Source organism: Duganella rhizosphaerae (genome assembly GCF_040364205.1).
GTDB lineage: Bacteria > Pseudomonadota > Gammaproteobacteria > Burkholderiales > Burkholderiaceae_D > Rugamonas > Rugamonas rhizosphaerae.
On sequence record NZ_BPWK01000019.1, the window covers coordinates 99,663 to 123,276 of the forward strand.

General features: G+C 66.8%; 17 protein-coding genes. 12 read left to right on the forward strand and 5 right to left on the reverse strand.

Features of this window, described 5'->3' with window-relative positions; translation table 11 throughout:
- Positions 1-25 precede the first annotated feature (25 nt).
- The 7 genes from RUGAMON1_RS28995 to RUGAMON1_RS29025 all read left to right on the forward strand — a co-directional run bounded on the left by RUGAMON1_RS28995 (position 26) and on the right by RUGAMON1_RS29025 (position 11,939).
- Complete coding sequence (locus RUGAMON1_RS28995; RefSeq protein ID WP_445233763.1) at positions 26-1,549, forward strand: tryptophan halogenase family protein; 1,524 nt, start codon at positions 26-28, stop codon at positions 1,547-1,549.
- A gap of 15 nt (positions 1,550-1,564) precedes the next feature.
- On the forward strand, positions 1,565-2,266 hold the full coding sequence (locus RUGAMON1_RS29000) for a SapC family protein (RefSeq protein WP_445233764.1): 702 nt from the start codon (positions 1,565-1,567) through the stop codon (positions 2,264-2,266).
- The gene (locus RUGAMON1_RS29005; protein WP_445233765.1) at positions 2,259-3,263 is read left to right on the forward strand and encodes a cupin-like domain-containing protein; all 1,005 of its coding nucleotides are present in this window, start codon (positions 2,259-2,261) and stop codon (positions 3,261-3,263) included. Before RUGAMON1_RS29000 ends, RUGAMON1_RS29005 begins: the two co-directional genes overlap by 8 nt.
- Before the next feature lie 10 nt (positions 3,264-3,273).
- Entirely contained in the window at positions 3,274-4,800 is a 1,527-nt protein-coding gene (locus RUGAMON1_RS29010) for a tryptophan halogenase family protein (RefSeq protein WP_445233766.1), read from the forward strand.
- Between the two features lie 176 nt (positions 4,801-4,976).
- Complete coding sequence (locus tag RUGAMON1_RS29015) at positions 4,977-8,102, forward strand: alpha-1,6-glucosidase domain-containing protein (RefSeq protein WP_445233767.1); 3,126 nt, start codon at positions 4,977-4,979, stop codon at positions 8,100-8,102.
- A gap of 92 nt (positions 8,103-8,194) precedes the next feature.
- Positions 8,195-11,548, forward strand: coding sequence for a DUF4214 domain-containing protein (locus tag RUGAMON1_RS29020; RefSeq protein WP_445233768.1), 3,354 nt, complete (start codon positions 8,195-8,197; stop codon positions 11,546-11,548).
- A gap of 103 nt (positions 11,549-11,651) precedes the next feature.
- Complete coding sequence (locus RUGAMON1_RS29025; protein ID WP_445233769.1) at positions 11,652-11,939, forward strand: PsiF family protein; 288 nt, start codon at positions 11,652-11,654, stop codon at positions 11,937-11,939.
- Between the two features lie 95 nt (positions 11,940-12,034).
- Here the strand turns inward: RUGAMON1_RS29025 and RUGAMON1_RS29030 are convergent, their stop codons facing one another.
- Positions 12,035-13,342: an MFS transporter gene (locus RUGAMON1_RS29030; RefSeq protein ID WP_445233770.1), complete on the reverse strand. Its 1,308-nt coding sequence runs from the start codon at positions 13,340-13,342 to the stop codon at positions 12,035-12,037.
- 240 nt (positions 13,343-13,582) lie between these two features.
- Here RUGAMON1_RS29030 and RUGAMON1_RS29035 point away from each other — a divergent pair, with 240 nt between their 5' ends.
- The 4 genes from RUGAMON1_RS29035 (at position 13,583) to RUGAMON1_RS29050 (ending at position 19,154) form a co-directional block, all read left to right on the forward strand.
- A complete protein-coding gene (locus tag RUGAMON1_RS29035; RefSeq protein ID WP_445233771.1) occupies positions 13,583-14,215 on the forward strand; it encodes a GIN domain-containing protein in 633 nt (210 codons plus the stop codon).
- Between the two features lie 92 nt (positions 14,216-14,307).
- Positions 14,308-16,599: a putative bifunctional diguanylate cyclase/phosphodiesterase gene (locus RUGAMON1_RS29040; protein ID WP_445233772.1), complete on the forward strand. Its 2,292-nt coding sequence runs from the start codon at positions 14,308-14,310 to the stop codon at positions 16,597-16,599.
- Between the two features lie 26 nt (positions 16,600-16,625).
- On the forward strand, positions 16,626-18,125 hold the full coding sequence (locus tag RUGAMON1_RS29045) for a methyl-accepting chemotaxis protein (RefSeq protein ID WP_445233773.1): 1,500 nt from the start codon (positions 16,626-16,628) through the stop codon (positions 18,123-18,125).
- A gap of 18 nt (positions 18,126-18,143) precedes the next feature.
- The gene (locus tag RUGAMON1_RS29050; RefSeq protein WP_445233774.1) at positions 18,144-19,154 is read left to right on the forward strand and encodes an alpha/beta fold hydrolase; all 1,011 of its coding nucleotides are present in this window, start codon (positions 18,144-18,146) and stop codon (positions 19,152-19,154) included.
- Here the strand turns inward: RUGAMON1_RS29050 and RUGAMON1_RS29055 are convergent.
- Positions 19,138-20,019: a head GIN domain-containing protein gene (locus tag RUGAMON1_RS29055; protein ID WP_445233775.1), complete on the reverse strand. Its 882-nt coding sequence runs from the start codon at positions 20,017-20,019 to the stop codon at positions 19,138-19,140. The genes RUGAMON1_RS29050 and RUGAMON1_RS29055 overlap by 17 nt on opposite strands.
- A 162-nt stretch (positions 20,020-20,181) precedes the next feature.
- On the opposite strand from RUGAMON1_RS29055, the gene RUGAMON1_RS29060 reads away from it, so the two are divergent.
- A complete protein-coding gene (locus RUGAMON1_RS29060; protein WP_445233783.1) occupies positions 20,182-20,550 on the forward strand; it encodes a nucleotide pyrophosphohydrolase in 369 nt (122 codons plus the stop codon).
- Positions 20,551-20,556: 6 nt separating this feature from the next.
- Here the strand turns inward: RUGAMON1_RS29060 and RUGAMON1_RS29065 are convergent, their stop codons facing one another.
- Genes RUGAMON1_RS29065 through RUGAMON1_RS29075 form a run of 3 tightly spaced genes read right to left on the reverse strand, consistent with a single transcriptional unit; the run spans position 20,557 to position 23,379 of the window.
- The gene (locus RUGAMON1_RS29065; protein WP_445233776.1) at positions 20,557-21,222 is read right to left on the reverse strand and encodes a Vgb family protein; all 666 of its coding nucleotides are present in this window, start codon (positions 21,220-21,222) and stop codon (positions 20,557-20,559) included.
- 48 nt (positions 21,223-21,270) lie between these two features.
- Positions 21,271-22,503 (reverse strand): helix-turn-helix domain-containing protein, encoded by a 1,233-nt coding sequence (locus tag RUGAMON1_RS29070; RefSeq protein WP_445233777.1) that lies wholly within the window; start codon positions 22,501-22,503, stop codon positions 21,271-21,273.
- A 36-nt stretch (positions 22,504-22,539) separates the two neighbouring features.
- Positions 22,540-23,379: an alpha/beta hydrolase gene (locus RUGAMON1_RS29075; protein WP_445233778.1), complete on the reverse strand. Its 840-nt coding sequence runs from the start codon at positions 23,377-23,379 to the stop codon at positions 22,540-22,542.
- Positions 23,380-23,614 lie beyond the last annotated feature (235 nt).

Sequence of the window (23,614 nt, forward strand, 5' to 3'; positions counted from 1 at the left end):
TCATCCTCAAATCAAGGCGAGCAATATGGTCCGACGCATCGTGATCGTGGGGGGCGGTTCCGCCGGCTGGCTCACAGCCGGACTGATCGCCGCCGACCACCAGGGCTCGTCCCTGCACGTCACCCTGATCGAATCGCCCGACATCGCGCCCATCGGCGTCGGCGAAGGCACCTGGCCCAGCATGCGCGATACGCTGCGCCGCATCGGCGTGTCCGAAGCCGATTTCTTCCGCGAATGCGACGCCTCGTTCAAGCAGGGTTCGCGCTTCAATTGTTGGGTGAATGGCGCAGACAACGATTACTACTTCCATCCCTTCGTGCTGCCGCAAGGCTATGGCGAAGTGAACCTGCCGGAGCAATGGCAAGCGCAGCATCCGAACATTCCGTTCGCCGACCTGGTCAGCTACCAGCCGCACCTGTGCGTCAACGGCCGCGCGCCCAAGCAGGTGGTGACGCCGGAATTTGCCTCGGTGGCCAACTACGGCTACCACCTCGACGCCGGCAAGTTCGGCGTCTTCCTGCGCCAGCACTGCCTGGAAAAACTGGGCGTGCAGTACGTGCCGGACAACGTGGTCGGCATCAACAGCCACGACAACGGCGACATCGCCGCGCTGCAAACGCAGACGCACGGCGCGCTCGAAGGCGACCTGTTCATCGACTGCACCGGCATGCAATCGCTGCTGCTGGGCAAACACTACGAAGTGCCCTTCCTGTCGCAGAAACACGTGCTGTACAACGACTCGGCGCTGGCGGTGCAGATCCCCTACCCCGACGACAACTACCCGATCGCCTCGCAAACTTCGTCCACCGCGCAAAGCGCCGGCTGGATCTGGGACATCGGCCTGCCGACCCGGCGCGGCGTCGGCCACGTGTACTCCAGCGCGCACATCGGCGACGACCAGGCCGAGGCCGAGCTGCGCCGCTACATCGCCGCCACCGGCGGGCCGCGGGACATACCGCAGCCGCGCAAGCTCAGCTTCAACCCCGGCTACCGCCAGCGCTTCTGGCACCGCAACTGCGTGGCCATCGGCCTGTCGGCCGGCTTCATCGAGCCGCTGGAAGCATCGGCCCTGGCGCTGGTGGAAATGTCGGCCGCCATGGTCAGCGACGAGCTGCCGGCCACGCGCGCGGCGATGGACATCGTCGCCCAACGTTTCAACGAAGCCTTTAGCTACCGCTGGGAACGGGTGATCGATTTCCTCAAGCTGCACTACGTGCTGAGCCAGCGCCGCGACAGCGACTACTGGCGCGACAACACCGCCGCCATCCCCGCGCGGCTGAACGACTTGCTGACCTTGTGGCGCCACCGCGCGCCGTCGCGCAACGACTTCAACCGCATCGAAGAAGTGTTCCCGTCGGCCAGCTACCAGTACGTGTTGTACGGCATGGGCTTCCGCAGCGAATTCATCAACCCACAGCCACGGCAGGCAGCGCTGGCCGACGGCTATTTCCGCGAGGCGGCCGCGCTGACCCACAAGATGCTGGGCGCACTGCCGGACAACCGCGAACTGATCAATCACATCAAGCGCCACGGCTTGCAGAAAATCTAAAAAATGAGAGACCACATGTCGAATACCGTATTGCTCAACAACGTAGACCACAAGGATCTGCGCGTCATCACCCGCCGCGGCGCGCAGTTCGGCGAGCGCCAGATGTCGGTCGTCACCTTCCCGGCCGAATTCCGCGACGTGCAAGCCTGCTACCCCATCGTCTTCCGCAAGACCACGGACGGCCTGGGCTTCGAACCGATCGCGCTGTTCGGCTTCCGCGAAGAGGAAAACCTGTTCCTTGACGGCGAGCGCTGGGACGCGCCCTACGTGCCGATGATGATAGAGCGCCAGCCCTTCATGATAGGCGTCAACGGCAGCGAGCTGATGGTGCACATCGACGCCAACAGCCCGCGCGTCAGCCGCACCGAGGGCGAGCCGGTGTTCATGCCGCACGGCGGCAACAGCGAGTTCCTGGAACGGGCCAGCTCGATGCTGTTGGCCATCCACCAGGGCCTGCAACAGACGCCGGCCCTGCTGGCCGCGCTGCTGCAGCACGAGCTGCTGGAAAGCTTCGTGCTCGACGTCGAATTGAACGACGGCTCGCAGAACCGCCTGGTCGGCTTCTACACCATCAACGAGGACAAGCTGTCGGCGCTGGGCGCGGACGCCGTGGCCGCGCTGCACCAGGCCGGCCACCTGCACAGCATCTACATGGTGCTGGCCTCGCTGTCGAACTTCCGCATGCTGATCGACCGCAAGAATGCCGCCCATGCCTGAAGCCCTGCGCGAGATCAGCGGCCTGGGCGTGAACGACCTGGGCGACGACATCCTCACCGCCACCGAACCCCTGGTGCTGCGCGGCCTGGCCGCCAGCTGGCCGATGGTGCGCGCCGCGCTGGCGTCCGAACGCGGTGGCGACGCCTACCTGCGCAGCCATTACCGGGACGCCACGGTCGGCGCCATGCTGGGTCCGCCGGAAGCGGGCGGCCGCTTCTTCTACAACGCCGACATGAGCGGCTTCAACTTCTACCCGGTGCACGCCAAGCTGACCGCCGTGCTGGACGAGATCGAAGCCAAGCGCCACCACGCCACGCCGGCCACGGTCTACGTCGGCTCGACCACGGTGGACACCTGCCTGCCCGGCTTCCGCGAGCAGAACGACATCAACCTGGGCGGTCGCGACGCGCTGGCCAGCATCTGGATCGGCAACCGCAGCCGCATCGCCGCCCACTACGACGTGCCGGACAACCTGGCCGTGGTGGCGGCCGGCCACCGCCGCTTCACGCTGTTCCCGCCGGCGCAGCTGAAGAATTTGTACATCGGTCCGCTGGACTTCACGCCGGCCGGCCAGGCCGTCAGCCTGGTCGACTTGCTGAACCCGGACTTCGACAAATATCCGAAATTCGCCGAGGCGCTGGCGCACGCGCGCACCGCCGAACTGGGACCGGGCGACGCCATCTTCATCCCCAGCATGTGGTGGCACCACATCGAAGCGCTGGATCCGTTCAACGTCCTGGTCAACTACTGGTGGAGCCAGTCGCCCGACTACATGGACACGCCGACCAGCGCGCTGATGCTGGCCTTCCTCACCATGCGCGACCTGCCGGCGGCGCAGCGCAAGGCCTGGCAGGAGATCTTCCGCCACTACATCTTCGAAGCCGACGAGACCACGGCCGCCCATATCCCCGAGCACGCCCGCCATGTGCTGGCGCCGCTCAACGACGAGGCCGCGCGCGTGCTGCGCGCCCAGACACTTAAAAAAATGAACCGCTAAGGAGACATCGATGAACCCAGGCACACGAGACCCCAAGCAGCGCCGGCCGGTACAGCGCGTCGTCATCGTCGGCGGCGGCACGGCCGGCTGGATGGCGGCGGCCGGCATCGCCAAGGTGCTGGGCAAACGGCTCGACATCAAGCTGATCGAGTCCGACGACATCGGCACGGTCGGCGTCGGCGAGGCCACCATCCCGACGCTGATGAATTTCCACAATCTGCTGGAAATCAACGAGCAGGAATTCATGGCCGAGACCCAGGCCACCTTCAAGCTGGGCATCAGCTTCGAAGGCTGGCGCAACGTCAAGCAGGACTACATCCACTCGTTCGGCATGACCGGGACCGACCACTGGACCGCCGGCTTCCAGCACTTCTGGCACAAGGGCGTCGAGCGCGGCCTGGCCGGCGACTACGGCGACTACTGCCTGGAGCTGAAGGCCTCGCTGGAAAACCGCTTCGCCCACCTGCCGGACAACGGCATGAACTACGCCTACCACCTGGACGCCAGCCGCTACGCCAAATACCTGCGGCGCCTGAGCGAACCGCGCGGCGTGCAGCGCATCGAAGGCAAGATCGTGCGCTACACCAAGCACGAGGACAACGGCGACGTGCGCTCGGTGGTGCTGGAATCGGGCCAGGAAATCGAAGGCGACCTGTTCATCGACTGCACCGGCTTCCGCGGCCTGCTGATCGGCGACGCCATGCAGGAGCCGATGGAAGACTGGTCGCAATGGCTGTTCTGCGACCGCGCCATCGCCGTGCAGACCGAGTCGGTGGGCGACGCCGTGCCGCTGACGCGCTCGATGGCGCACCAGGCAGGCTGGCAGTGGCGCATTCCGCTGCAGCACCGGGTCGGCAACGGCATCGTCTATTCGAGCCGCCACCTGGACGACGACGCGGCGATGAAACAGCTGATGTCCAACATCGAAGGCAAGGCGCTGGTCACGCCGCGCGTGATCCAGTTCAAGCCTTGCCAGCGCCAGCACACGTGGAAAGGCAATGTGGTGGCGGTCGGCCTGGCCAGCGGCTTCCTGGAGCCGATCGAATCGACCAGCATCCACCTGATCCAGCGCGCCGTGGTGCGGCTGATGCAGACCTTCCCGACCGACGGCATCAGCCAGGCCGACATCGACGAATACAACCAGCAGTGCAACGACGAAATCGAGCACATCCGCGATTTCATCATCCTGCACTACCACGTCAACAACCGCACCGACTCGCAGTTCTGGATCGATGCGCGCGAGATGAGCATCCCCGCCTCGCTGCAACACCGCATCGCCCTGTTCCGCGAAACCGGCCGCGTGTTCCGCGTGCCGAACGAGCTGTTCGCCGAGAACTCGTGGATCCAGGTGATGCTGGGCCAGGGCATCATGCCGCGCTCGCACCACCAAACCGCCGACCTGATGGGCGACGCCGAACTCAAGCACTTCCTCGGCGGCATCAAGTCGCGGGTGGACCGCATCGTGGTGCAACTGCCGACCCACCAAGCCTATGTGGAGCGCTACTGCGGCCGCCCGGAATCGGCCAAGGCCGCCTGATCTTCCCGGCCCCGCTCCTCAACGCCACCTTCGGGTGGCGTTTTTTTTGCCTGTCCACGGCCAACAACACTCCGCAGAATATTTATCATTTCCACATTTTTTAAGTAGTAATATTACAGACCCATCCAGTCCGCAGACGATTGGAGGTAAATACCGACAAAAATATGGAGACCAGCATGAAACTGCACTGTAGTTTAGTTTCACATCTGAAAGTTATCACGGCCACGGGCGTACTCGCGCTGCTGGCCGCCTGCGGTGGCAGCGACAGCGCCAGCACCGCCGCCCCGAGCGCCAAACTGTTGGGCGGCAAGATGGTCGCCGGCATCGTGGCGGCGCCGCCGGCGCCGGCCAACATTCGCATGCACTTCCACCGCGCCGCCGGCGACGCCGGCCAGTGGGGCGTGTACTCGTGGGACGGCCCGGTCAACCCTAGCCCCGGCTGGATCAGCGGCCGCTTCATGATGACCCAGAGCGACGACTTCGGCGGCTACGTCGACATCCCCGTCAACACCGGCAAGTCGGCGATCTGGTTCCTGGTGACCGACGGCAGCGGCAACAAGAATTGCGGCAACGACCAGTCGGCCAACTTCAGTCCCGACATCGCCAGCAACGGCCAGGAAGTCTGGATGCTGGAAGGCGACTGCACCGTCTACAACGCGCCGCCGGCCATCAGCTACGGCAACCTCAACAACGCCAGCGCGCACTGGCTGTCGGCCTCGACCCTGGCCTGGCCGGGCGCGGCCGCCGGCGGCAGCTACAAGCTGTACTACGCCGCCAATGGCGGCCTGGGCTCCAGCAGCGCCGGCGTCACCGGCGCCGACGGCAGCATCGCGCTGAGCACGGGAACCTTGCCGGCAGCCTTGCAGCAAAAGTATCCGCACCTGGCCGGCGCCACCGCGCTGACCATGGCGGACGCCGACGCGGCCGGCATCGCGGCCAAGGCCAGCAACCAGTTCGCCATCGCCCAGCTGGACGCCAACGGCAAGCTGTTGCAAGTGACCTCGCTGCAAATGAGCGGCATGCTCGACAGCGTGTTCGCCCCGGCCGCCGCCAGCGCCACGCTGGGCCTGAGCTACGACCGCAACGGCGTGCCGACCTTCCGCGTGTGGGCGCCGACCGCCAAGTCGGTCAGCCTCAAGCTGTACCCGGACGCCACCAGCGCCAGCACGCTGAGCCGCGCCATGAGCGGCGACGCCGCCAGCGGCGTCTGGAGCTACACCGCGCCGGACGCCAGCTGGGTCAACCGCTACTACTACACCTACCAGGTGCAGGTGTTGTCGCGCTGGGCCGGCAACACGCTGGTCGACAACAGCGTCACCGATCCGTATTCGTTCAGCCTGAACGCCAACAGCCAGCGCAGCTTCGTCGCCAACCTGGACAGCGCCGCGCTCAAGCCGGACGGCTGGGACCACCATCCTGTGCCGCGCCTCGACGGCCCGACCGACATCGCCCTGTACGAGCTGCACATCCGCGACTTCAGCGCCAACGACGCCAGCGTGCCGGCCGCGCACCGCGGCAAGTACCTGGCCTTCACCGACCAGGATTCGGACGGCATGCGCCACCTGCGCCTGATGCAGAAATCCGGCCTGACCCACATCCACCTGCTGCCGTCGTTCGACTACGCCAGCGTCAACGAAGCCGGCTGCACCACGCCGGCCATCCCCAACGCCGCCGCCGATTCCAGCGCGCAGCAGGCGGCGGTGGAAGCCACGCGCGGCGGCGACTGCTTCAACTGGGGCTACGATCCGGTCCACTACACGGCGCCGGAAGGCAGCTACTCGACCAACGCCAACGACGGCGCGGTGCGGGTGCGCGAGTTCCGCGCCATGGTGCAGGGCCTGCACAAGCAAGGCCTGCGGGTGACGATGGACGTGGTCTACAACCACACCAGCGCTTCGCAGCAGGGCCCGCTGTCGGTGCTCGACAAGATCGTGCCGGCCTACTACTACCGCCTCAACGCCGGCGGCGGCATCACCAACGACAGCTGCTGCGCCGACACCGCGTCCGAGAACGCCATGATGGCCAAGCTGATGATCGATTCGGTCAGCACCTGGGCGCGCGACTACAAGGTCGACAGCTTCCGCTTCGACATCATGGGCTTCACGCCGCTGGCGGTGATGAAGCAGCTGCAAACGGCGGTCAACAGCGCGGCCGGGCGCGACATCTACCTGTACGGCGAAGCCTGGAACTTCGGCACGGTCGGCAACGACGCCCGCTTCGTGCAGGCGCGCCAGGCCAATATGTTCGGCAGCGGCATCGGCTCGTTCAACGACCGCATCCGCGACACCGTGCGCGGCGGCGGCTGCTGCGACAGCGGCTCCAGCCTGATCAGCCAGCAAGGCTTCATCAACGGCGTCTACACCGATCCGAACGCGCAATCGACGCAGACCAAGGACGACCTGCTGCGCCTGGGCGACCTGGTCAAGGTGGGCCTGTCCGGCACGCTGCGCGACTACAGCTTCGTCGACCGCACCGGCACGCTGCGCAAGAATTCGCAGATCGACTACTTCGGCCAGCAGGCGGGCTTCGCCGCCAATCCGGCCGAGACCATCAACTACGTCGAGGCGCACGACAACCAGACGCTGTACGACCTGAACGCCTACAAGCTGCCGGTCGGCACCAGCATGGCCGACCGCGTGAAAGTGCAGACGCTGGGCGCGGCCATCAACGTGCTGGCGCAGGGCGTGCCCTTCCTGCACGCCGGCCAGGAAATCCTGCGTTCGAAGTCGATGGACCGCGACAGCTACGACGCCGGCGACTGGTTCAACAAGCTCGACTACAGCTACCAGTCGAACAACTTCGGCGTCGGCCTGCCGATGGCCAGCGTCAACCAGGACAACTGGCCGCTGATGTCGCCGCTGCTGGCCAACCCGCTGCTGAAGGCCGACAACGTGGCCATCGTCAGCGCCCGCAACGCCGTCAACGACTTGCTGGCGATCCGCCAGGACAGCAGCCTGTTCCGGCTGCGCACGGCGCAGGACGTATCGGAGCGGCTGCGCTTCTACAACACCGGGCCGCAGCAGGTGCCGGGGCTGATCGTCATGAGCATCGACGGCCAGCATCCGAGCCGCTACGACGGCGCCCGCTACAAGATGGTGGTGGTGCTGTTCAACGTCGACAAGGTCGGCAAGAGCATCGCCGTGCCGGAACTGGCGGGCCGCAAGCTGAGCGTGCACCGCATCCAGCTGGGCGCCGACGGCGGCCGCAGCGCGCGCGTGGGCAACTACGTCAGCGCCGGCGGCAAGTTCAGCGTCGCCGCGCGCACTGCCGTGGTGTTCGTGGAGGAGGCCAGCGCCGACTAAGCCGGGCGGCGCGTGGGTATTGGTGAGTTTTCAGAGTAACAAAAATGTTAAAATGAAAAGCTTACCTTCTCCAACGCGCCGCGCTTCACCCCATGTCCGACACCGACGATTACAGCAGCAACCCGTCCACCACCGGCACGCTGGCCGTCGGCGGCACCGCACTTGGCACGTTTGAATACCAGCCAGACTTCGATTGGTTCAAGATCCACCTGGATGCCGGAACCACCTATGTATTCGCGATGACGTCGGCACCCGGCTCCTACGCCAATTTGAACACTGCGGTATTGAGGCTATACGACGCCCACAACACCATGTTGACAGACTGGAGCATGGGCGGCAACGACAGCGGCCCGGCGATCCAATACACGCCGACCGCAGGCGGCGACTATTTCGTTTCGGCCGAATACTATCTGTATGGCACCGGCTTGGGGCCCGCCAATGTCCACTACGCGGTCTCCGCCGCGATCCAGCAAGCGGACAGCCTTTCGGCGGATATCCATACCACCGGCGTGCTGGCCCCGGGCGGCACAGTGACCGGCCGCTTCGACGTCGCCGGCGATGTAGACTGGTACAAATTCCATGCCGAAGCAGGCCAGCACTACATCTTCACCTATCCGAAAAATGCAGTCCTGCCGACTGTCTTCGGGATCTATGACGTCAACGGCAAGCAGTTGGCCGATGGTTACGACCCATTGGAACTCACTACCAGCGGGGATTATTTTATCGCCGTCGGCGGCAACATCGTGGGCGACTACTCGCTGCGCGCGGTCAACATAGTCGACGACTACTCCACCAACAACAGCAGCGCCGGCGTCCTGACGCCTGGCGGCCAGGCCACGGGCAAGCTGGAGTACGCTTTCGACCAGGACCGCTTCAACATCCAGTTGACCGCCGGGAAAATCTACACGCTGGATCTATCGGGTGATCCACGCGACGAAGATATCCTGCACTTTTCCGTCCTGGACGATCAAGGCAAGCAGATCGCCGATTCGCAATCCTCATTTGACGGGGTCAACGCCCAAACCTTAACCTTCACCGCAACGGCCAGCGCCACCTATTCGGTGATCGTTTCGGTCGACAACTACCAGCACGCCGGACGCGGTCCATACACCATCAAGGCATCCAATCCCGTCCCGGACGACTATGGCGACACCGCGGCCAGCGCCACGCAGCTCACGCTGGGCAGCCCCATCGAAGGCTCGATCAACTTCCAAAGCGATGTCGACGTCGTCAAAGTCGCGTTGCAGGCCGGTACCACCTACTTGCTGACATTGAACGCCGCACCGGCCCTGTCCTCCACCTCGCTGAGGATCACCGACCAGGACGGCCATGTCATCGGCGCGTCGAACTATCAACAGGTCAACACCAGCTTCACGCCGAACGCCACGGGCGACTACTACGTCACCGTCTCCGGCAACAAAGGCAGCACCTACACGCTGGTCGCCACCGCGCCGACCGACGATTTCGGCGCCAACGCCACGGCAGCCGGCAAGCTCGCCGTCGACGGCAGCGCCAGCGGGACGCTGGAACGCAGCGGCGACCGCGACTGGTTCGCGATTGATATGAAGGCTGGCGCGACCTACGAAATGTCGCTGAAAAATGCCGCGGGATCGGCATTGTTGAGCGGCTCCTTCTACACCCAAATGAATGTCGTCGACGCGCAAGGCCATGTGCTGGCAAGATTGGACAGCAACCTCAACGCCACTGGTCCGCAACTGTCGTATCGCGCTGCCGCAGCCGGCACCTACTACGTCGAAGTCGCGGCTGGCCAGCCAACCGGCGGCTATATCGTGAGCGCCGCACTGGGCACGCCCGACGACGTCGGCAATCAGCCGGCCGACGCGACCCGGCTCGATCCGGGCGTCGCCTTTAGCGGCATGCTGGCAGTCCCCAGCGACCAGGACGTCTTTCGGGTTGCCGTGGTCGCGGGCCAGTACTACGGATTCCAGCTGGACCATGCGCCGGGCGCCAAGATGCCCAATCTGCAGGGCACGGACGCGCGGCAGACTATGCTCAATGTAGATACCCTGCGCCTCAGCTACAGCGACAGCACCTACCAGGTCTATCTTGCAAAAAACACCGGCGACATTTACCTGACCGTCGACGAGCGTCCGGAATATGGCGCCAACGGCTACAAGCTGACCGCCACGTCGCTGGGCAGCGACGACTATGGCCACTACCGCGACAACGCCAATGTCGCCAGCCTGGCGATCGGCGCCCGGCTGAACGGCGCACTCAATTTCGCCGGCGACGTCGACATGCTCAAGGTGACCCTGCAGCAGGGCGAGTCCTATCAGTTTGACTTGCTGACCAGCGGCAGCCAGGGCTTGAATGCGAAATACAGCTACGGCGTATCGCTGTACAGCGCCAATGGTACGGAGCTCGTCCGCAGCGGCGGCGCGTTTGGATGGTCGTTCGGCTACAAGGCCGCCGGCAGCGGCGACTACTACCTGGCCGTGCATGCCAACGTCACCGACATCAACGCCACCGGCGGCTACACGCTGGCGGCAAGCAAGATGGACGCCGCGCCGCAACTGGCGACGCCGCCCGCCACCGGTGCTGCCGCAGGCATCTATCACTTCCTGACGCTGGACTTTACCGAGCAGATCAAGGTGTCCGACGCCAGCGGCATTGTGCTGCGAGACGCCGCCGGCACGGAAGTCGGCTTCGACCAGTCTTCGGCCGGCCGGACTGTCGGCACCCACCTGGACCTGGCCACGCAGTGGCATCTCGCCCCCGGCGCCAGCTACACGCTGGATATTGCGTCCAACGCCATCCGCGACATGGCCGGCAATAGTTTTGCGGGCCTGCACACCACCTTCACCACCGTCGCCGCCGCAAGCGCAGGCACCGATGGCAACGATCTGCTGCTCGGCCAGTCCACCGGCGCCGCGATCCATGGCGGTGCCGGCATCGACACTGCGATTTATAACAACCGCAAATCCCAGTACAACATCGTCCAGCACGACGGCCACGCCGAGATCAGCAAACTCGGCGGCGGCAAGGACATCCTCGACGGCGTCGAGCGGCTGTCTTTCCAGGATAAAAACATCGCGCTCGACGTCAACGGCGTCGGCGGCCAGGCCTACCGCCTGTACCAGGCCGCCTTCAATCGCGCGCCGGACCTGGGCGGCCTGGGCTTCTGGATCAATGCGATGGACAAAGGCCTGAGCATGATGGCCGCCGCCGGCTACTTTGCCGACAGCGCCGAATTCCAGCAACTGTACGGCAGCAACCTCAGCGACGACGCCTACCTCACCCAGCTGTACAGCAATGTGCTGCACCGGACGCCGGACGCCGGCGGCAAGGAGTTCTGGCTGCAGGCACTGCACAACGGCACCAGCCGCGGCGACGCCCTGGGGTATTTCAGCGACAGCGCGGAAAACCAGGCCGCGTTGATCGGACAGATCAGCAACGGCTTCGAATACATTCCGGCCGCCGGCTAGGCGCCGCTCTCCGGTCGTGGCCGATTAGCGGCAACTGTCGTATAGTCTGGATGCGGCAAGCAAACGCTGTCCATCCTTCCGTTCAACTTTCAAGGAAATGAAAATGAAAAAACTGTTCGTTGCCAGCCTGATCCTTTCCCTGTGCGGCGCCGTCTCCGCGGCCGAGCCGACGGCCCAGCAAAGCAAGATGAAAACCTGCAACGCCGATGCGACCGGCAAGAAAGGCGATGAGCGCAAAGCCTTCATGAAGGAATGCCTGAGCGCCAAGGCCGAGGCACCGGCGCCGAAAGTGACCCAGCAGGAGAAGATGAAAAAATGTAATGCCGACGCCACCGGCAAAAAAGGCGACGAGCGCAAGGGCTTCATGAAGGAATGCCTGAGCAGCAAATAAACCCCGCATGCTTTACGCGGCAGGCTAGCCCCACCACTTAGGGGTCAGACCCCGCACGGGGTCTGACCCCGCCTGGCGGTGCGGGGTAATCGACGCTAGACCGTCGCGCCGGCCGAGTGCTGTTGCTGCCGCGCCTGGCGGCGATACAGCACCAGCGTGGCGCACAGACCGCAGACGGCGGCAAACGTCATCCACCAGCCCGGCGCGCTCTTGTCGCCGGTGTATTCGATCAGCCCGGTCGCGATGGCCGGCGTGAAGCCGCCGAACACCGCCGTCGCCAGGCTGTAGGCCAGCGAGAAGCCCACCGTCCGCACCTCGACCGGCATCACCTCGGTCAGCGCCACCACCATCGCGCCGTTGTAGCTGGCGTACAGGAAGGACAGCCACAACTCCACGCCCAGCATGCGGCCGAAGCTGGGCGACTGCACCAGCCAGTGCAGCGCCGGATACGCGGTGCAGATCGCCAGCACGGTAAAGCAGATCAGCAGCGGACGGCGGCCGACGCGGTCCGACAGCGAGCCCATCACCGGCAGCCAGAAGAAGTTGGAGACGCCGACGAACAAGGTCACCATCAGCGCATCGGTGGTCGACAGGTGCAGCACGTTCTTGCCGAAGGTCGGCGTGTAGACGGTGATCAGGTAGAACGACACCGTGGTCATCGCCACCAGCATCATGCCGGAGATCACCAGCGCCCAGTTGTTGAGCATGGAGCGGAAGATTTCCTTCAGTTCCGGGCGGTGCTTGCGCGCCTTGAATTCCTCGGTCTCCTGCAGCGAGCGGCGGATCACGAACAGCACCGGCACGATCAGGCAGCCGACAAAGAAGGGAATGCGCCAGCCCCAGGCGCCCACCTCGGCCGGCGTCAGCCACTGGTTCAGCGCGTAGCCCAGCGCGGCGGCGGCCACCACCGCCACCTGCTGGCTGGCCGACTGCCAGCTCACATAAAAGCCCTTGCGGCCCGGCGTCGCCATCTCCGACAGGTAGACCGACACCCCGCCCAGCTCGACGCCGGCCGAGAAGCCCTGCAGCAGGCGGCCGGTCAGCACCAGCGCCGGCGCCAGGTAGCCGATCGCGGCGTAGCCCGGCACGCAGGCGATCAGCAGGGTGCCCAGCGCCATCAGCGCCAAGGTGACGATCAGGCCCTGGCGGCGGCCGACCCGGTCGACATAGGCGCCCAGGATGATGGCGCCGAGCGGACGCATCAGGAAACCGGCGCCGAAGGTCATGAAGGTCATCATCAGCGAGGCGACTTCATCGCCGCTGGGGAAGAAGGCCTTGGCGATGGCGTTGGCGTAAAAGCCGAACAGGAAGAAGTCGAACATCTCCATGAAGTTGCCGCTGACCACGCGGAACACCGTGCTGAAGTGCGACTGCTGGGAGTGGGGGATGGTAGAAGAAGTCATGGCTGTCTCGCGCTTGTCACTTTATTGATACAGGGAGGATCGGGTCCGCCGGTCTTTTGGCGATCATACGCCGCTTTTCTTTCATTCCGCCTTCAATCGCGCCCCTCTTGCCCACCATTGAACGTAGCCATAATGCAACACATCCCCGGATTTTGACCGTTTATCGCAAAGTTGTCGGCAGCGGCGGCCAGCTTAAGTAAAATTCATCCTGTTTAAATTAACAACTCACCGAGGAATTCCATGCGCCGTACCGCTGCTGCCGTCCTGATCCCCGCCCTGTTCGCCCTGAGCGCCGCCGCGTCGGCCGCCGAATCGACCCGCCAACTGGCGTCCTTCGTCGCCATCAACGCCAAGGGCGCCTTCGCCATGGCGGTGGAAGTGGGCAAGGCCCAGTCGGTGGTGGTCAGCGGCGACGACCAGTTCGTCGGCTCGCTCAAGACCGAGGTGGTGGGCAATGAACTGCTGATCACCATGCCCGACAAGAGCTTCAAGTCCGGCAAGAACGAGCCGCGCATCACCATCACGGTGCCGTCGCTGAGCCGGGTCAAGGTCGAAGGCGCGGGCGAAACCATCCTCAACAAGGTCAACACCGACCGCCTCGACATCGGCTACCTGGGCGCCGGCCACCTGGTGGCCAACGGCAAGGTCAAGTACCTGCGCGTCAACGCCAAGGGCGTCGGCGAACTCGATACCAGATCGCTAGTCGCCGAGCGGGTCGACGTCAATTTCGAAGGCGTGGGCCACGTCAGCGTGCACGCCACCGAGCTGCTCAACGCGGTTGCCAAGGGCATGGGCGAACTGGACTACTACGGCCATCCGAAGACCGTCAACAAATCGGTGGCCGGCATCGGCAGCGTCAACGCCCGCGACTGAGCCGGCGGCATAACTTGCCCTACTGACACGCCGGGAGATTGCGGGTACTATCGACGATAGGGAACCGCAAACGCACCTAGGAGGCTGTCACGGTGGCTGTGCCGAACGACATCGCGCACTGGCGCGCGCAAATCTTTGCGAAGCTGCTGCTGGTGGTGTTCGCCCTGGGCACGGCCACGGCCATTCCCAGCATCCTGCTGGCGGCCAGCGAAGGCATTTGGGCTATCGTCGTCATCGACATCGTCGCGCTGCTGTGGCTGGCCGGCATCTGGCGCCTGCGCCGCCTGCCCTACACCGTGCGCGTGATCAACTTCCTGATGGTCGCCTTCGTGGTCGGCATCGGCCTGCTGCTCAAGGTCGGGCCGGTCAGCCAGATCTACCTGATGGCCATCCCGGTGCTGGCGGCGCTGCTGCTGGGCCTGCGTCCGGCGCTGTGGACGCTGGGCGTGGCCGGGCTGGCGGTGATGGTGGTCGGCTTCGAACAGAACTCCCAGCTGCACATCGACGGCATGCCGGACTACGGCTTCCTCAAGGCCGCCATCATCACGCTCAACTTCATGTTCATGACGGCGGTGCTGACGCTGTCCTGCGCCGTGCTGCTGCAACACCTGGCGCGCTCCTTCACCGAACTGCAAGACCACCAGCTGGAGCTGTCGGCGCTGAACGCCGAGCTGCGCCTGACCTCGGCCGCGGTGTCGCGCCTGAACGACATGGTGCTGATCGCCCAGGTCGAGCCGGACGGCGCCGGCGGCGAGGGCGGCCAGCGCATCATCTTCGTCAACGAAGCGTTCGAGCGCCGCACCGGCTACCGGCGCGGCGAAGTGCTGGGCCGCAGCCTGCGCCTGCTGCAGGGGCCGGACACCGAGGCGGCGGTGCTGGAGCACATCGCGCGGGCCATGGCGCGCAGCGAGGCGGTGCGCGCCGAGCTGCTGAACTACACCAAGGCCGGCGAGCCGTACTGGGTGGAGACCGAGCTGGTGCCGTTCGCCGACGAGGGCGGCGTCAACACGCACTGGGTGGCGGTCGAGCGCGACATCACCGAGCGCAAGAAATCGCAGGACGATATCCACCGCCTGGCCTTCTTCGACGTGCTGACCGGCCTGCCCAACCGCCGCCTGCTGATGGACCGCATCGACAAGCTGCTGGCCAGCTCCGAGCGCGGCGCCACCTACAGCGCCGTGATGTTCATCGACCTGGACCGCTTCAAGACCATCAACGACGCGCGCGGCCACGCCATCGGCGACGCCCTGCTGCGCAACGCCGCCGAGCGCCTGTCGCAGCTGATGCGCAAGGCCGACACCGTGGCCCGCATCGGCGGCGACGAATTCGTGGTGCTGCTGGGCCACCTGTCGCACGAGCTGCACAGCGCCACCCACGCCGCCTCCACCGTGGCGGAAAAGATCCGCGCCGCCATCGGCCGGGACTTCGAGATCGAAGGCCAGACCTACAACTCCACCGCCAGCATCGGCGTGACCATGCTGCCGCAGGGCGGCCAGAGCGCGCAGGACCTGCTGCGCGAGGCCGACACCGCGATGTATCGCGCCAAGGCCGAGGGCCGCAACGGCATCGCCTTCTACGAGACGGCGATGCAGGCCGAAGTCGAGCGGCGCCTCTCCATGGAGCGCGACCTGGCCGCCGCGCTGGCCGCCGGCCGCCTGCAGATGCACGTGCAGGCCCAGGTCGACCGCAGCGGCCGCGCGGTCGGCGGCGAACTGCTGATGCGCTGGCCGCTGGACAGCGGCGAGATGGTGCCGCCGGCGGTGTTCATCCCGGTGGCCGAGGAATCGGGGCTGATCGTCGAACTGGGCGCGTGGGCGCTGCGCCAGGCCTGCGAGGCGGTGCTGCAGCTGGAGCGCGCCGGGCTGGCCATGCCGCTGTCGGTCAACGTCAGCCCGACCCAGTTCCGCCAGGCCGATTTCGTCGAGGTGGTGCAGCGCACGCTGGCCGACACCGGCGCCCCGGCCGCCATGCTGGTGCTGGAAGTGACCGAAGGCCTGTTGATCGACAAGATGGACCAGACCATAGAACGCATGCACCAGCTGGCGGCGCTGGGGCTGCGCTTTTCGATCGACGATTTCGGCACCGGCTATTCCAGCCTGGCCTACCTGAAGAAAATGCCGCTGTATGAACTGAAGATAGACCGCAGCTTCATCATGGACACGCCGGACGACGCCAACAGCCGCGCGCTGGTGCAGTCCATCCTGGCGATGGCCGGCCACCTGGGGCTGCGGGTGGTGGCCGAGGGCGTGGAGACGCAGGCGCAGGCCGACTTCCTGGTGGCCCACGCCTGCAACTGCATGCAGGGCTATCTGTACGCGCGGCCGATGCCGCTGGCGGCGCTGATCGAACGATTGCAGGGAAAAACGGCAGTGGCCGCCGCATAAGCCACGCATAACCGGGGGAGCAAGCAATGAAACTAAGCGTAGTGCAGAAAATGATCGTGCTGGCCGGGTCCGCGCTGGCCGGCATCGGGCTGCTGGCCGTCGTCAGCCAGTACCAGATGGGCGACGTCTACGAGGCAGCCAACTATTCAACCGTCAACACGGTACCCAGCCTGGTCACGCTGGACCGGCTGCGCGACAGCTTCCTGCGCATGCGCATCCGCATCAACCAGCACGTGCTCAACGACGATCCCAAGAAGATCGAGGAAATCGACGCCCAGATCACGGAAATGCGCAAGGGCGTCGACGACAACTTGAATAAATACGAGAAGCTGCTGAGCGACGACAAGGACAAAGCCATCCTGACCCGCGAGCGCGAATCGTGGGCCAAGGTGCAGCCGCAGATCGAGGCGGTGCTGGTCGAGTCGCGCCAGAACCACGACGACAAGGCGCGCACGCTGCTGGACAAGGCACGCCCCGAGATCCAGGTGATGCAGACCGCGATCGAGAACCACTTCGACTACAACGTCGAACTGGGCCAGCAGGGCGCGGACGCGGCCACGGCGCTCAAGCAAAAGGCGATGCGCACCTCCATCATCATCTCGGCCTGCACGCTGGTGGTGGTGGCGCTGATCAGCGCCTTCATCACGCGCGTACTGCTGCGCCAGCTGGGCGGCGAGCCGGATTACGCCGCCGAAGTGGTCAACCGCGTGGCCGCCGGCGACCTGACCCTGCAGGTGCGCATCAAACCGGGCGACACCACCAGCCTGCTGGCGGCGATGCACACCATGGTGGGCAACCTGTCGCGGGTGGTGAGCGAAGTCAACGACGGCGCCGAGGCGCTGGCCAGCGCTTCGGAGGAAGTCAGCGCCACCGCGCAATCGCTGTCGCAGGGCGCCAGCGAACAGGCGGCGGCGGCCGAGGAGTCGAGCGCCGCCATCGAGCAGATGTCGGCCTCGATCGCGCAGAACACCGAGAACGCCAAGGTCACCGACGGCATGGCCGGCAAGGCCGCGCAGGAAGCGGGCGAAGGCGGCGAGGCGGTGCGCTCGACGGTGGTGGCGATGCGCGAGATCGCGAAAAAAATCGGCATCATCGACGACATCGCCTACCAGACCAACCTGCTGGCGCTGAACGCGGCGATCGAGGCGGCGCGCGCCGGCGAGCATGGCAAGGGCTTCGCGGTGGTGGCGGCCGAGGTGCGCAAGCTGGCCGAACGCAGCCAGGTGGCGGCGCAGGAGATCGAACAGGTCGCCAGCGGCAGCGTCAGCCTGGCCGAGAAGGCCGGCGCCCTGCTCGACACCATGCTGCCCAACATCAAGCGCACCTCCGACCTGGTGCAGGAGATCACGGCGGCGTCGGAGGAGCAGACCACGGGCGCAGGCCAGATCAATTCGGCCATGAGCCAGCTGAGCCAGACCACCCAGATGAACGCCTCCAGTTCCGAGCAGCTGGCCGCCACCGCCGAGGAAATGAGCGGCCAGGCCGAGCAGCTCCAGAGTTCCATGTCCTTCTTCAAAGTGCGTTAAAGGGAGAGCCACACAACGATGCATATCATTTATACCGTTACCCTCATGCTGGCGGCGCTGGCCGCCGCGGTTCTGCTGTTCGAACGGGCGGCGCCGCTGACGGCTGCCCGCCTCGGCATGGCGCTGGAGCGCCGGCGCGCGGGCCTGCGGCGGCGCGACGGCGCCCTGCCCGGCTTCAGCATGCCCTACCTGGAGGGCGGCAGCGGCGAGGTCCTGGTGCTGGTGCACGGCTTCGCCGGCGACAAGGACAACTTCACCCGCATCGCCCGCTTCCTGACGCCGCGCTACCGCGTGCTGATCCCCGACCTGCCCGGCTTCGGCGAGGCCGGGCGCGCGCCGCAGGCCGGCTACGCCATCGCCGACCAGGTCGAACGGCTGCGGGTCTTCCTCGACCGCCATGCGCCGGGGCGGATTCATCTGGGGGGCAATTCGATGGGCGGCTACATCGCCGCGCAATTCGCCGCCTGCCATCCCGAGCGGGTGGCCAGCGTGTGGTTGCTGGATGCGGCGGGCACGGCGGCGGCGCAAAGTTCGGCCGTACTGGATCGGTATCGCGACAGCGGCGCCATGCCGCTGCTGGTGCCGGCCGAGCGCGACTTCGCGCAGCTGCTGGCGTATTCCGCACACCGCAGATTCTTCCTGCCGTATTCGGTGCGCACCGCGCTGGCGCGGCGCGCGGCGGCCGACTTCGCGCTGCATACGGAGATCATGCGCCAGGTGGTGGCGTCGCCGCTGCTGGAGCAGCAGTACCATGGGCTGCGCACGCCGGCGCTGATCGTCTGGGGAGAGCGGGACCGCATCCTGCATCCGTCCGGCGCGGCCACGCTGGCCGCGCTGTTCGGCCAGCACCAGGTGATCCTGATGGCCGGCATCGGCCACCTGCCGATGCTGGAGGCGCCGCGCCGCAGCGCCGCGGATTACGTCGAGTTCCGCCGCCGGCTGGCGCAGGCGGCGGAAGGTGAAGACAAAGACGAAGGCGGCGAGCGCGAAACCGCCGACGCCGCCGCAGTGCTTACTGCATCACGCTGACGCGCTTGCCGCTGATGCTGCGCTGCGCCGGGTTGCCGTACACGGTGACGTGGCCGGAACCGGTGGCATCGGCCACCAGCGACTGGCTGACGCCGGCCGAGATGCTGCCGGAGCCGTAGGACACCAGTTCCGCGCTCTGGCTGGTCAGGCCGGCCAGGTCGGCGCTGCCCGAACCGTACAGGCGCACATTCATGCTGCGCACGGTGCCGCTGGCGTTGACGCCGCCCGAACCCTTGATGTCCAGGTTGAGCGAGTCGCCGTTCAGGCGGCCCAGGTCCAGGCGGCCGGAGCCGCTCAGGCTGGCGACGGTGGAGCCGCTCTGCAGGCCGGCCGCGCTGACGCTGCCCGAACCGTTGACGCGCACATCGAGGCGGCTGACGCTGCCCGACAGCTGGATCTGGCGCGAACCCTTCTGGCTCAGGCTCAGCGGGCCGCCGTTCAAGCCGCTGACCGTCAGGCGCCCGGAACCGCTGGCGTCGATCTGGCGCAGCTGCGGCGTGGTGTAGATCACGCGCAGCGGGTTGGCGCTCTGGATGTTACCGTCGATCCAGACGCGCAGCATGCCGCCGCTGGCGTCGGTGCGCAGCATCGGCAGCAGGTTGCTGTCGCCTTCCACCTGCAGCGAGGTGGCGTCGCCGACCCGCACTTCGACCTGCATCGGGCCGTTGATGTCGATGCCGTCGGTGCTGGCCGCGTCGCGGCGTTCGGTGGCCAGCTGGCCGTTGCCCTGCACCGCCGAGCTGCCGAAGGCGGAGCTGTAGCGCACGCCGCCGTTGCCGCTGCCGTCGTCCGGGACGACGATGACGGCGCAGCCGGCGAGGGTGGCGAGGGCGGTGATGACGGCGATGGAGATGGCAGTACGCATGATGGGACGTCCCTGAAGTTATAGTGACGCCACTGTAGCGCCGCCGCCGGCGCGTTGCCCGCGCCGTGCGACGAACGGCAGAAAACGGGGGACAGGCCGCCCAAAGCCGGTGCTTAAGCAGGTGCTATCATGACGGCATCCACCAGCCCTGCCACCACGACCATGACCTCCCCGACCGCCCCCGCCGACAGCCTGATCGCCCTGCGCGACCTGACCCGCCAATTCTCCGCCGAACGCGATTGGCAGCAGTTCCACACGCCGAAGAACCTGGCCATGGCGCTGACGGTGGAAGCGGCCGAACTGGCCGAGCATTTCCAGTGGCTGCAGACCGGCGCCGACGCCGAGCTCGATGATGCCCGCCGCACCGGCATCCGCCACGAGCTGGCCGACGTGCTGCTCTACCTGGTGCAGCTGGCTGACAAGAGCGGCGTCGACCTGCACGCCGCCGCGCTGGAGAAGATGGCGCTCAACGCCGCCAAGTATCCGGCCGAGCAGGTGCGCGGCGACGCCCGCAAGTACAACCAGTACTGACCGTCCTCACTTCGGCCGGCGCACCGCGCGCACCTTGCCGCTGCCGCCGCCACCGCAGTAGAACAAATCGGCGCCGTCCGATTCCAGGCCGCTGACGCCGACGCCGGCCGGCATCTCCAGCCGTTCCAGCACTTCGCCGCTGGCGGGATCGACGCGGCGGATGTCGCTGTCGTCCCCTTCCCAGGTCCCGTGCCACAACTCGCCGTCCACCCAGGTCACGCCGGTGACGAAGCGGTTCGAAGCTATGCTGCGCAGGACCTTGCCGGTGGCCGGGTCGATCTGGTGGATCTTGCGGTCGCGGTACTCGCCCACCCACAGGCTGCCCTCGGCCCAGGTCAGGCCGGAATCGTAGCCGTCGCCCGGCGCCGGGATCGAGGCCAGCACCTTGCCGCTGGCCGGGTCGATCTTGTCGATGCGCCGCTCGGCGATCTGGTACAGATAGGTGCCGTCGAAGGCGGTGCCGGCGTCGGCGGCGACGTCGAGCGTGCGGGTGGCGGCGCCGCTGGCCGGGTCGAAGGCGATCAGCCGGGCGCCGGTGGCGGCCCAGACGCGCTGGCCGTCGTGCGTGACGCCGTGGATGCGTTCGGCGCCGTCGAAGGGGCCGTACTCGCGCACGATCTCGGCCGGGCGCGCCTTGGTTTGAAGCTGGGATGATCTGGTGTTCGCGTTCATTGCTGCCTCCTGTGGTTGGTGCGCCGCGATCGGCGCCGCAACAGAACTTTATGCCAACGGCAGCGCCGCAGGGAGTAACAAGATTGTCGTGAATTGTGCCATGGAGCCCGACAGCGGCGGCGCCAGCCAGCGGCGCGTGCGCGCCTGGCCGATCGGCCGCGCGCGGCCGGCCGCTTCCAGCTCGGCCAGCGCGCGCTGCACGGTGCGCTGGCTGGCGTCCATGGCCAGCGCCAGCGCCGAGGTCGACCAGGCCGCGCCGTCGGCCAGCAGGGCCTGCAGCGCGCCCTGCTCGCCGGCTATGGGCGGCGCCAGCACCGCCACCTGGCCCGCGCCCAGCGGCTTGAGCGCGAAGCCGGACGCGGTGGCCTCGATGGTCGCCTGGGCCTTGACCAGCGCGCGCAGACGGCCGATCTCGACGCGCAGGCGGGCGCGGTGGGTGTCGTCGGGATCGCGGGTGTTGAAGGCGGCTTCGATCAGGGCTTCGCGGGCGATGTCGCCGGGCCAGGCCTCGGCCAGCGCGCGCGCCAGCGCGAACAGCACCGGCCGCCGCGCCAGCGAGCGCCACTCGGCGCCCGTGCCCACGCCGCGGCGGCAGGCGTCGACCACCAGCGTGTCGGAGGCCAGCAGCGCGGCCACCTCGTCCAACCGCAGCATCCGTTCGACGCCGGCGGCCAAGCGCAGGGCGGCCGGCCGGCCGAAGGCGTTGCGCGCCTCCGCCACCTCGGCCAGCAAGGCCGGGATGCCGGCGCGCGCGGCGGCCGTCTGCGCGCGCTCCAGCGCCGTGCGGGCCGGGGCGATGCGCAGGGAGCGCAGCGCCAGTTCCGCCGCCGCCAGTTCCGCCACCGCTTCCAGTGCCGGCGGCAGGCCGCGCGCGTCGAGCAACGCCAGCGCGGCTCCGGCCTCTTCCAGGCGGCCCAGCAACAGCAGGCGGCGCACCGCGATCAGGCGCGCATGCAGCGCGTTGGCGCGGTCGGCGTGGGCCTCCAGCGTGGTCAGCGCGGCGGTCAGGGCGCGCGGCGAGCCGGCGAAATCGCGCACCGCCAACGCCACCTCGGCCTCGGCGATCACGCAGCGGGCGCGCGACAATTCTTCATGGGAGCCGAAGCCGCGCGCGGCGCGCCGCAGCAGTTCGCGCGCGCGTCCGTGCTCGCCCAGCTGGGCCATGGCGATGCCGCGCAGGGCGAGTGCCGGCGGATCGTCGCGCAGGGCGACGCGTTTGAGGGCGCCGAGCGCGTCACCGGCTGCGAGGGCGCGCGCGGAGGCGGCGATCAGGGAATCCATGGCGACAGCATACACCGGCGCACGGCCGGCGCGGCGTCAGTGGCCCAGCGCCTTGCGGATCTGCGCCGAGACGATGGTCCACGACGGCGAGGTGGCAGCCACCTCGTCGAAATGGCTGCCGCCCGGCAGCACGATCACTTCGGCCTGGTCGCCGGCCGCCTGGGCGCGGCGCGCGTAGTCCTGGCCGGCGCGCAGCGGCGAGATGGTGTCCAGTTCGCCGTGAATCAGCACCGTGCGCACGCCGGACGGCAGCAGCTCGGCCGGCGAGGTGTCCGAGAAAATATCCGGCCGCGCCGCGCTGGGGGTGCCGGCCAGCTGCACCACGTCGCGCTCGCAGCTGGTCTTGATCAGTTGTTCTTCGTTGCGCAGGTCGGCCAGGCCGCCCAGGCTGATGACGACGGGGACCGACAGCGGATCGGCCACGTACAGCGGGCTGCTGCGCGGCAGGCGCGCGCGCGAGGCGGCCCATTGCGCCAGATGGCCGCCGGCCGAGTGCCCGACCAGCACGATGCGCGCCAGGTCCAGCCGCCGCTGCGGCGCCAATGCGCGCAGGTGGTCGAGCGCCGTGGCGACGTCGTGGTACATGCCGGGATAGCCGCCGCCCTCCTCGTCGAAGCGGCGGTACTCGATATTCCAGACCGCGACGCCCTGCTGCTGCAGGTCGCCGGCCATATTGTGCATCTGCGAGATGCCGGCGTATTCCTTGCACCAGCAGCCGCCGTGGACGATCACCGCCACCGGGAAGGGGCCGTCACCGGCCGGCTGGAACAGCTGCGCGAACTGCGACGGCGCCGCGCCGTAGGCCACGTGCAGCGTCGGCGCCGGACCGCTCAGCGCCATATATTCCGGCAAGGTCATGCCCATAGGTTTCAACATGCGTGCGCTCCGATAAACAATAGCGCCATGCTACACATAAAAAAAACGGGGTCAAGTCTGACAATCGGACACGAGCCCTGCCGTAGTGGTCGCTACGGCAGGGCTCGTGTCCGATTGTCAGACTTCGTATATTGAGCATACCGCATCTCCATCGGATAATAAGGACGTAGGTGCGGTCAGGCGGAGTGACGCTGATCAGACTTAGTGCCATAGAGCCCGTGGGTCAGATAGGTGC

Excerpts from the sequence above, each read along its gene's own strand:
- RUGAMON1_RS28995 (WP_445233763.1), top strand. The coding sequence starts at position 26 with ATGGTCCGACGCATCGTGATCGTGGGGGGCGGTTCCGCCGGCTGGCTC.
- RUGAMON1_RS29000 (WP_445233764.1), top strand. The coding sequence starts at position 1,565 with ATGTCGAATACCGTATTGCTCAACAACGTAGACCACAAGGATCTGCGC.
- RUGAMON1_RS29005 (WP_445233765.1), top strand. The coding sequence starts at position 2,259 with ATGCCTGAAGCCCTGCGCGAGATCAGCGGCCTGGGCGTGAACGACCTG.
- RUGAMON1_RS29010 (WP_445233766.1), top strand. The coding sequence starts at position 3,274 with ATGAACCCAGGCACACGAGACCCCAAGCAGCGCCGGCCGGTACAGCGC.
- RUGAMON1_RS29015 (WP_445233767.1), top strand. The coding sequence starts at position 4,977 with ATGAAACTGCACTGTAGTTTAGTTTCACATCTGAAAGTTATCACGGCC.
- RUGAMON1_RS29020 (WP_445233768.1), top strand. The coding sequence starts at position 8,195 with ATGTCCGACACCGACGATTACAGCAGCAACCCGTCCACCACCGGCACG.
- RUGAMON1_RS29025 (WP_445233769.1), top strand. The coding sequence starts at position 11,652 with ATGAAAAAACTGTTCGTTGCCAGCCTGATCCTTTCCCTGTGCGGCGCC.
- RUGAMON1_RS29030 (WP_445233770.1), bottom strand. The coding sequence starts at position 13,342 with ATGACTTCTTCTACCATCCCCCACTCCCAGCAGTCGCACTTCAGCACG.
- RUGAMON1_RS29035 (WP_445233771.1), top strand. The coding sequence starts at position 13,583 with ATGCGCCGTACCGCTGCTGCCGTCCTGATCCCCGCCCTGTTCGCCCTG.
- RUGAMON1_RS29045 (WP_445233773.1), top strand. The coding sequence starts at position 16,626 with ATGAAACTAAGCGTAGTGCAGAAAATGATCGTGCTGGCCGGGTCCGCG.
- RUGAMON1_RS29050 (WP_445233774.1), top strand. The coding sequence starts at position 18,144 with ATGCATATCATTTATACCGTTACCCTCATGCTGGCGGCGCTGGCCGCC.
- RUGAMON1_RS29055 (WP_445233775.1), bottom strand. The coding sequence starts at position 20,019 with ATGCGTACTGCCATCTCCATCGCCGTCATCACCGCCCTCGCCACCCTC.
- RUGAMON1_RS29060 (WP_445233783.1), top strand. The coding sequence starts at position 20,182 with ATGACCTCCCCGACCGCCCCCGCCGACAGCCTGATCGCCCTGCGCGAC.
- RUGAMON1_RS29065 (WP_445233776.1), bottom strand. The coding sequence starts at position 21,222 with ATGAACGCGAACACCAGATCATCCCAGCTTCAAACCAAGGCGCGCCCG.
- RUGAMON1_RS29070 (WP_445233777.1), bottom strand. The coding sequence starts at position 22,503 with ATGGATTCCCTGATCGCCGCCTCCGCGCGCGCCCTCGCAGCCGGTGAC.
- RUGAMON1_RS29075 (WP_445233778.1), bottom strand. The coding sequence starts at position 23,379 with ATGTTGAAACCTATGGGCATGACCTTGCCGGAATATATGGCGCTGAGC.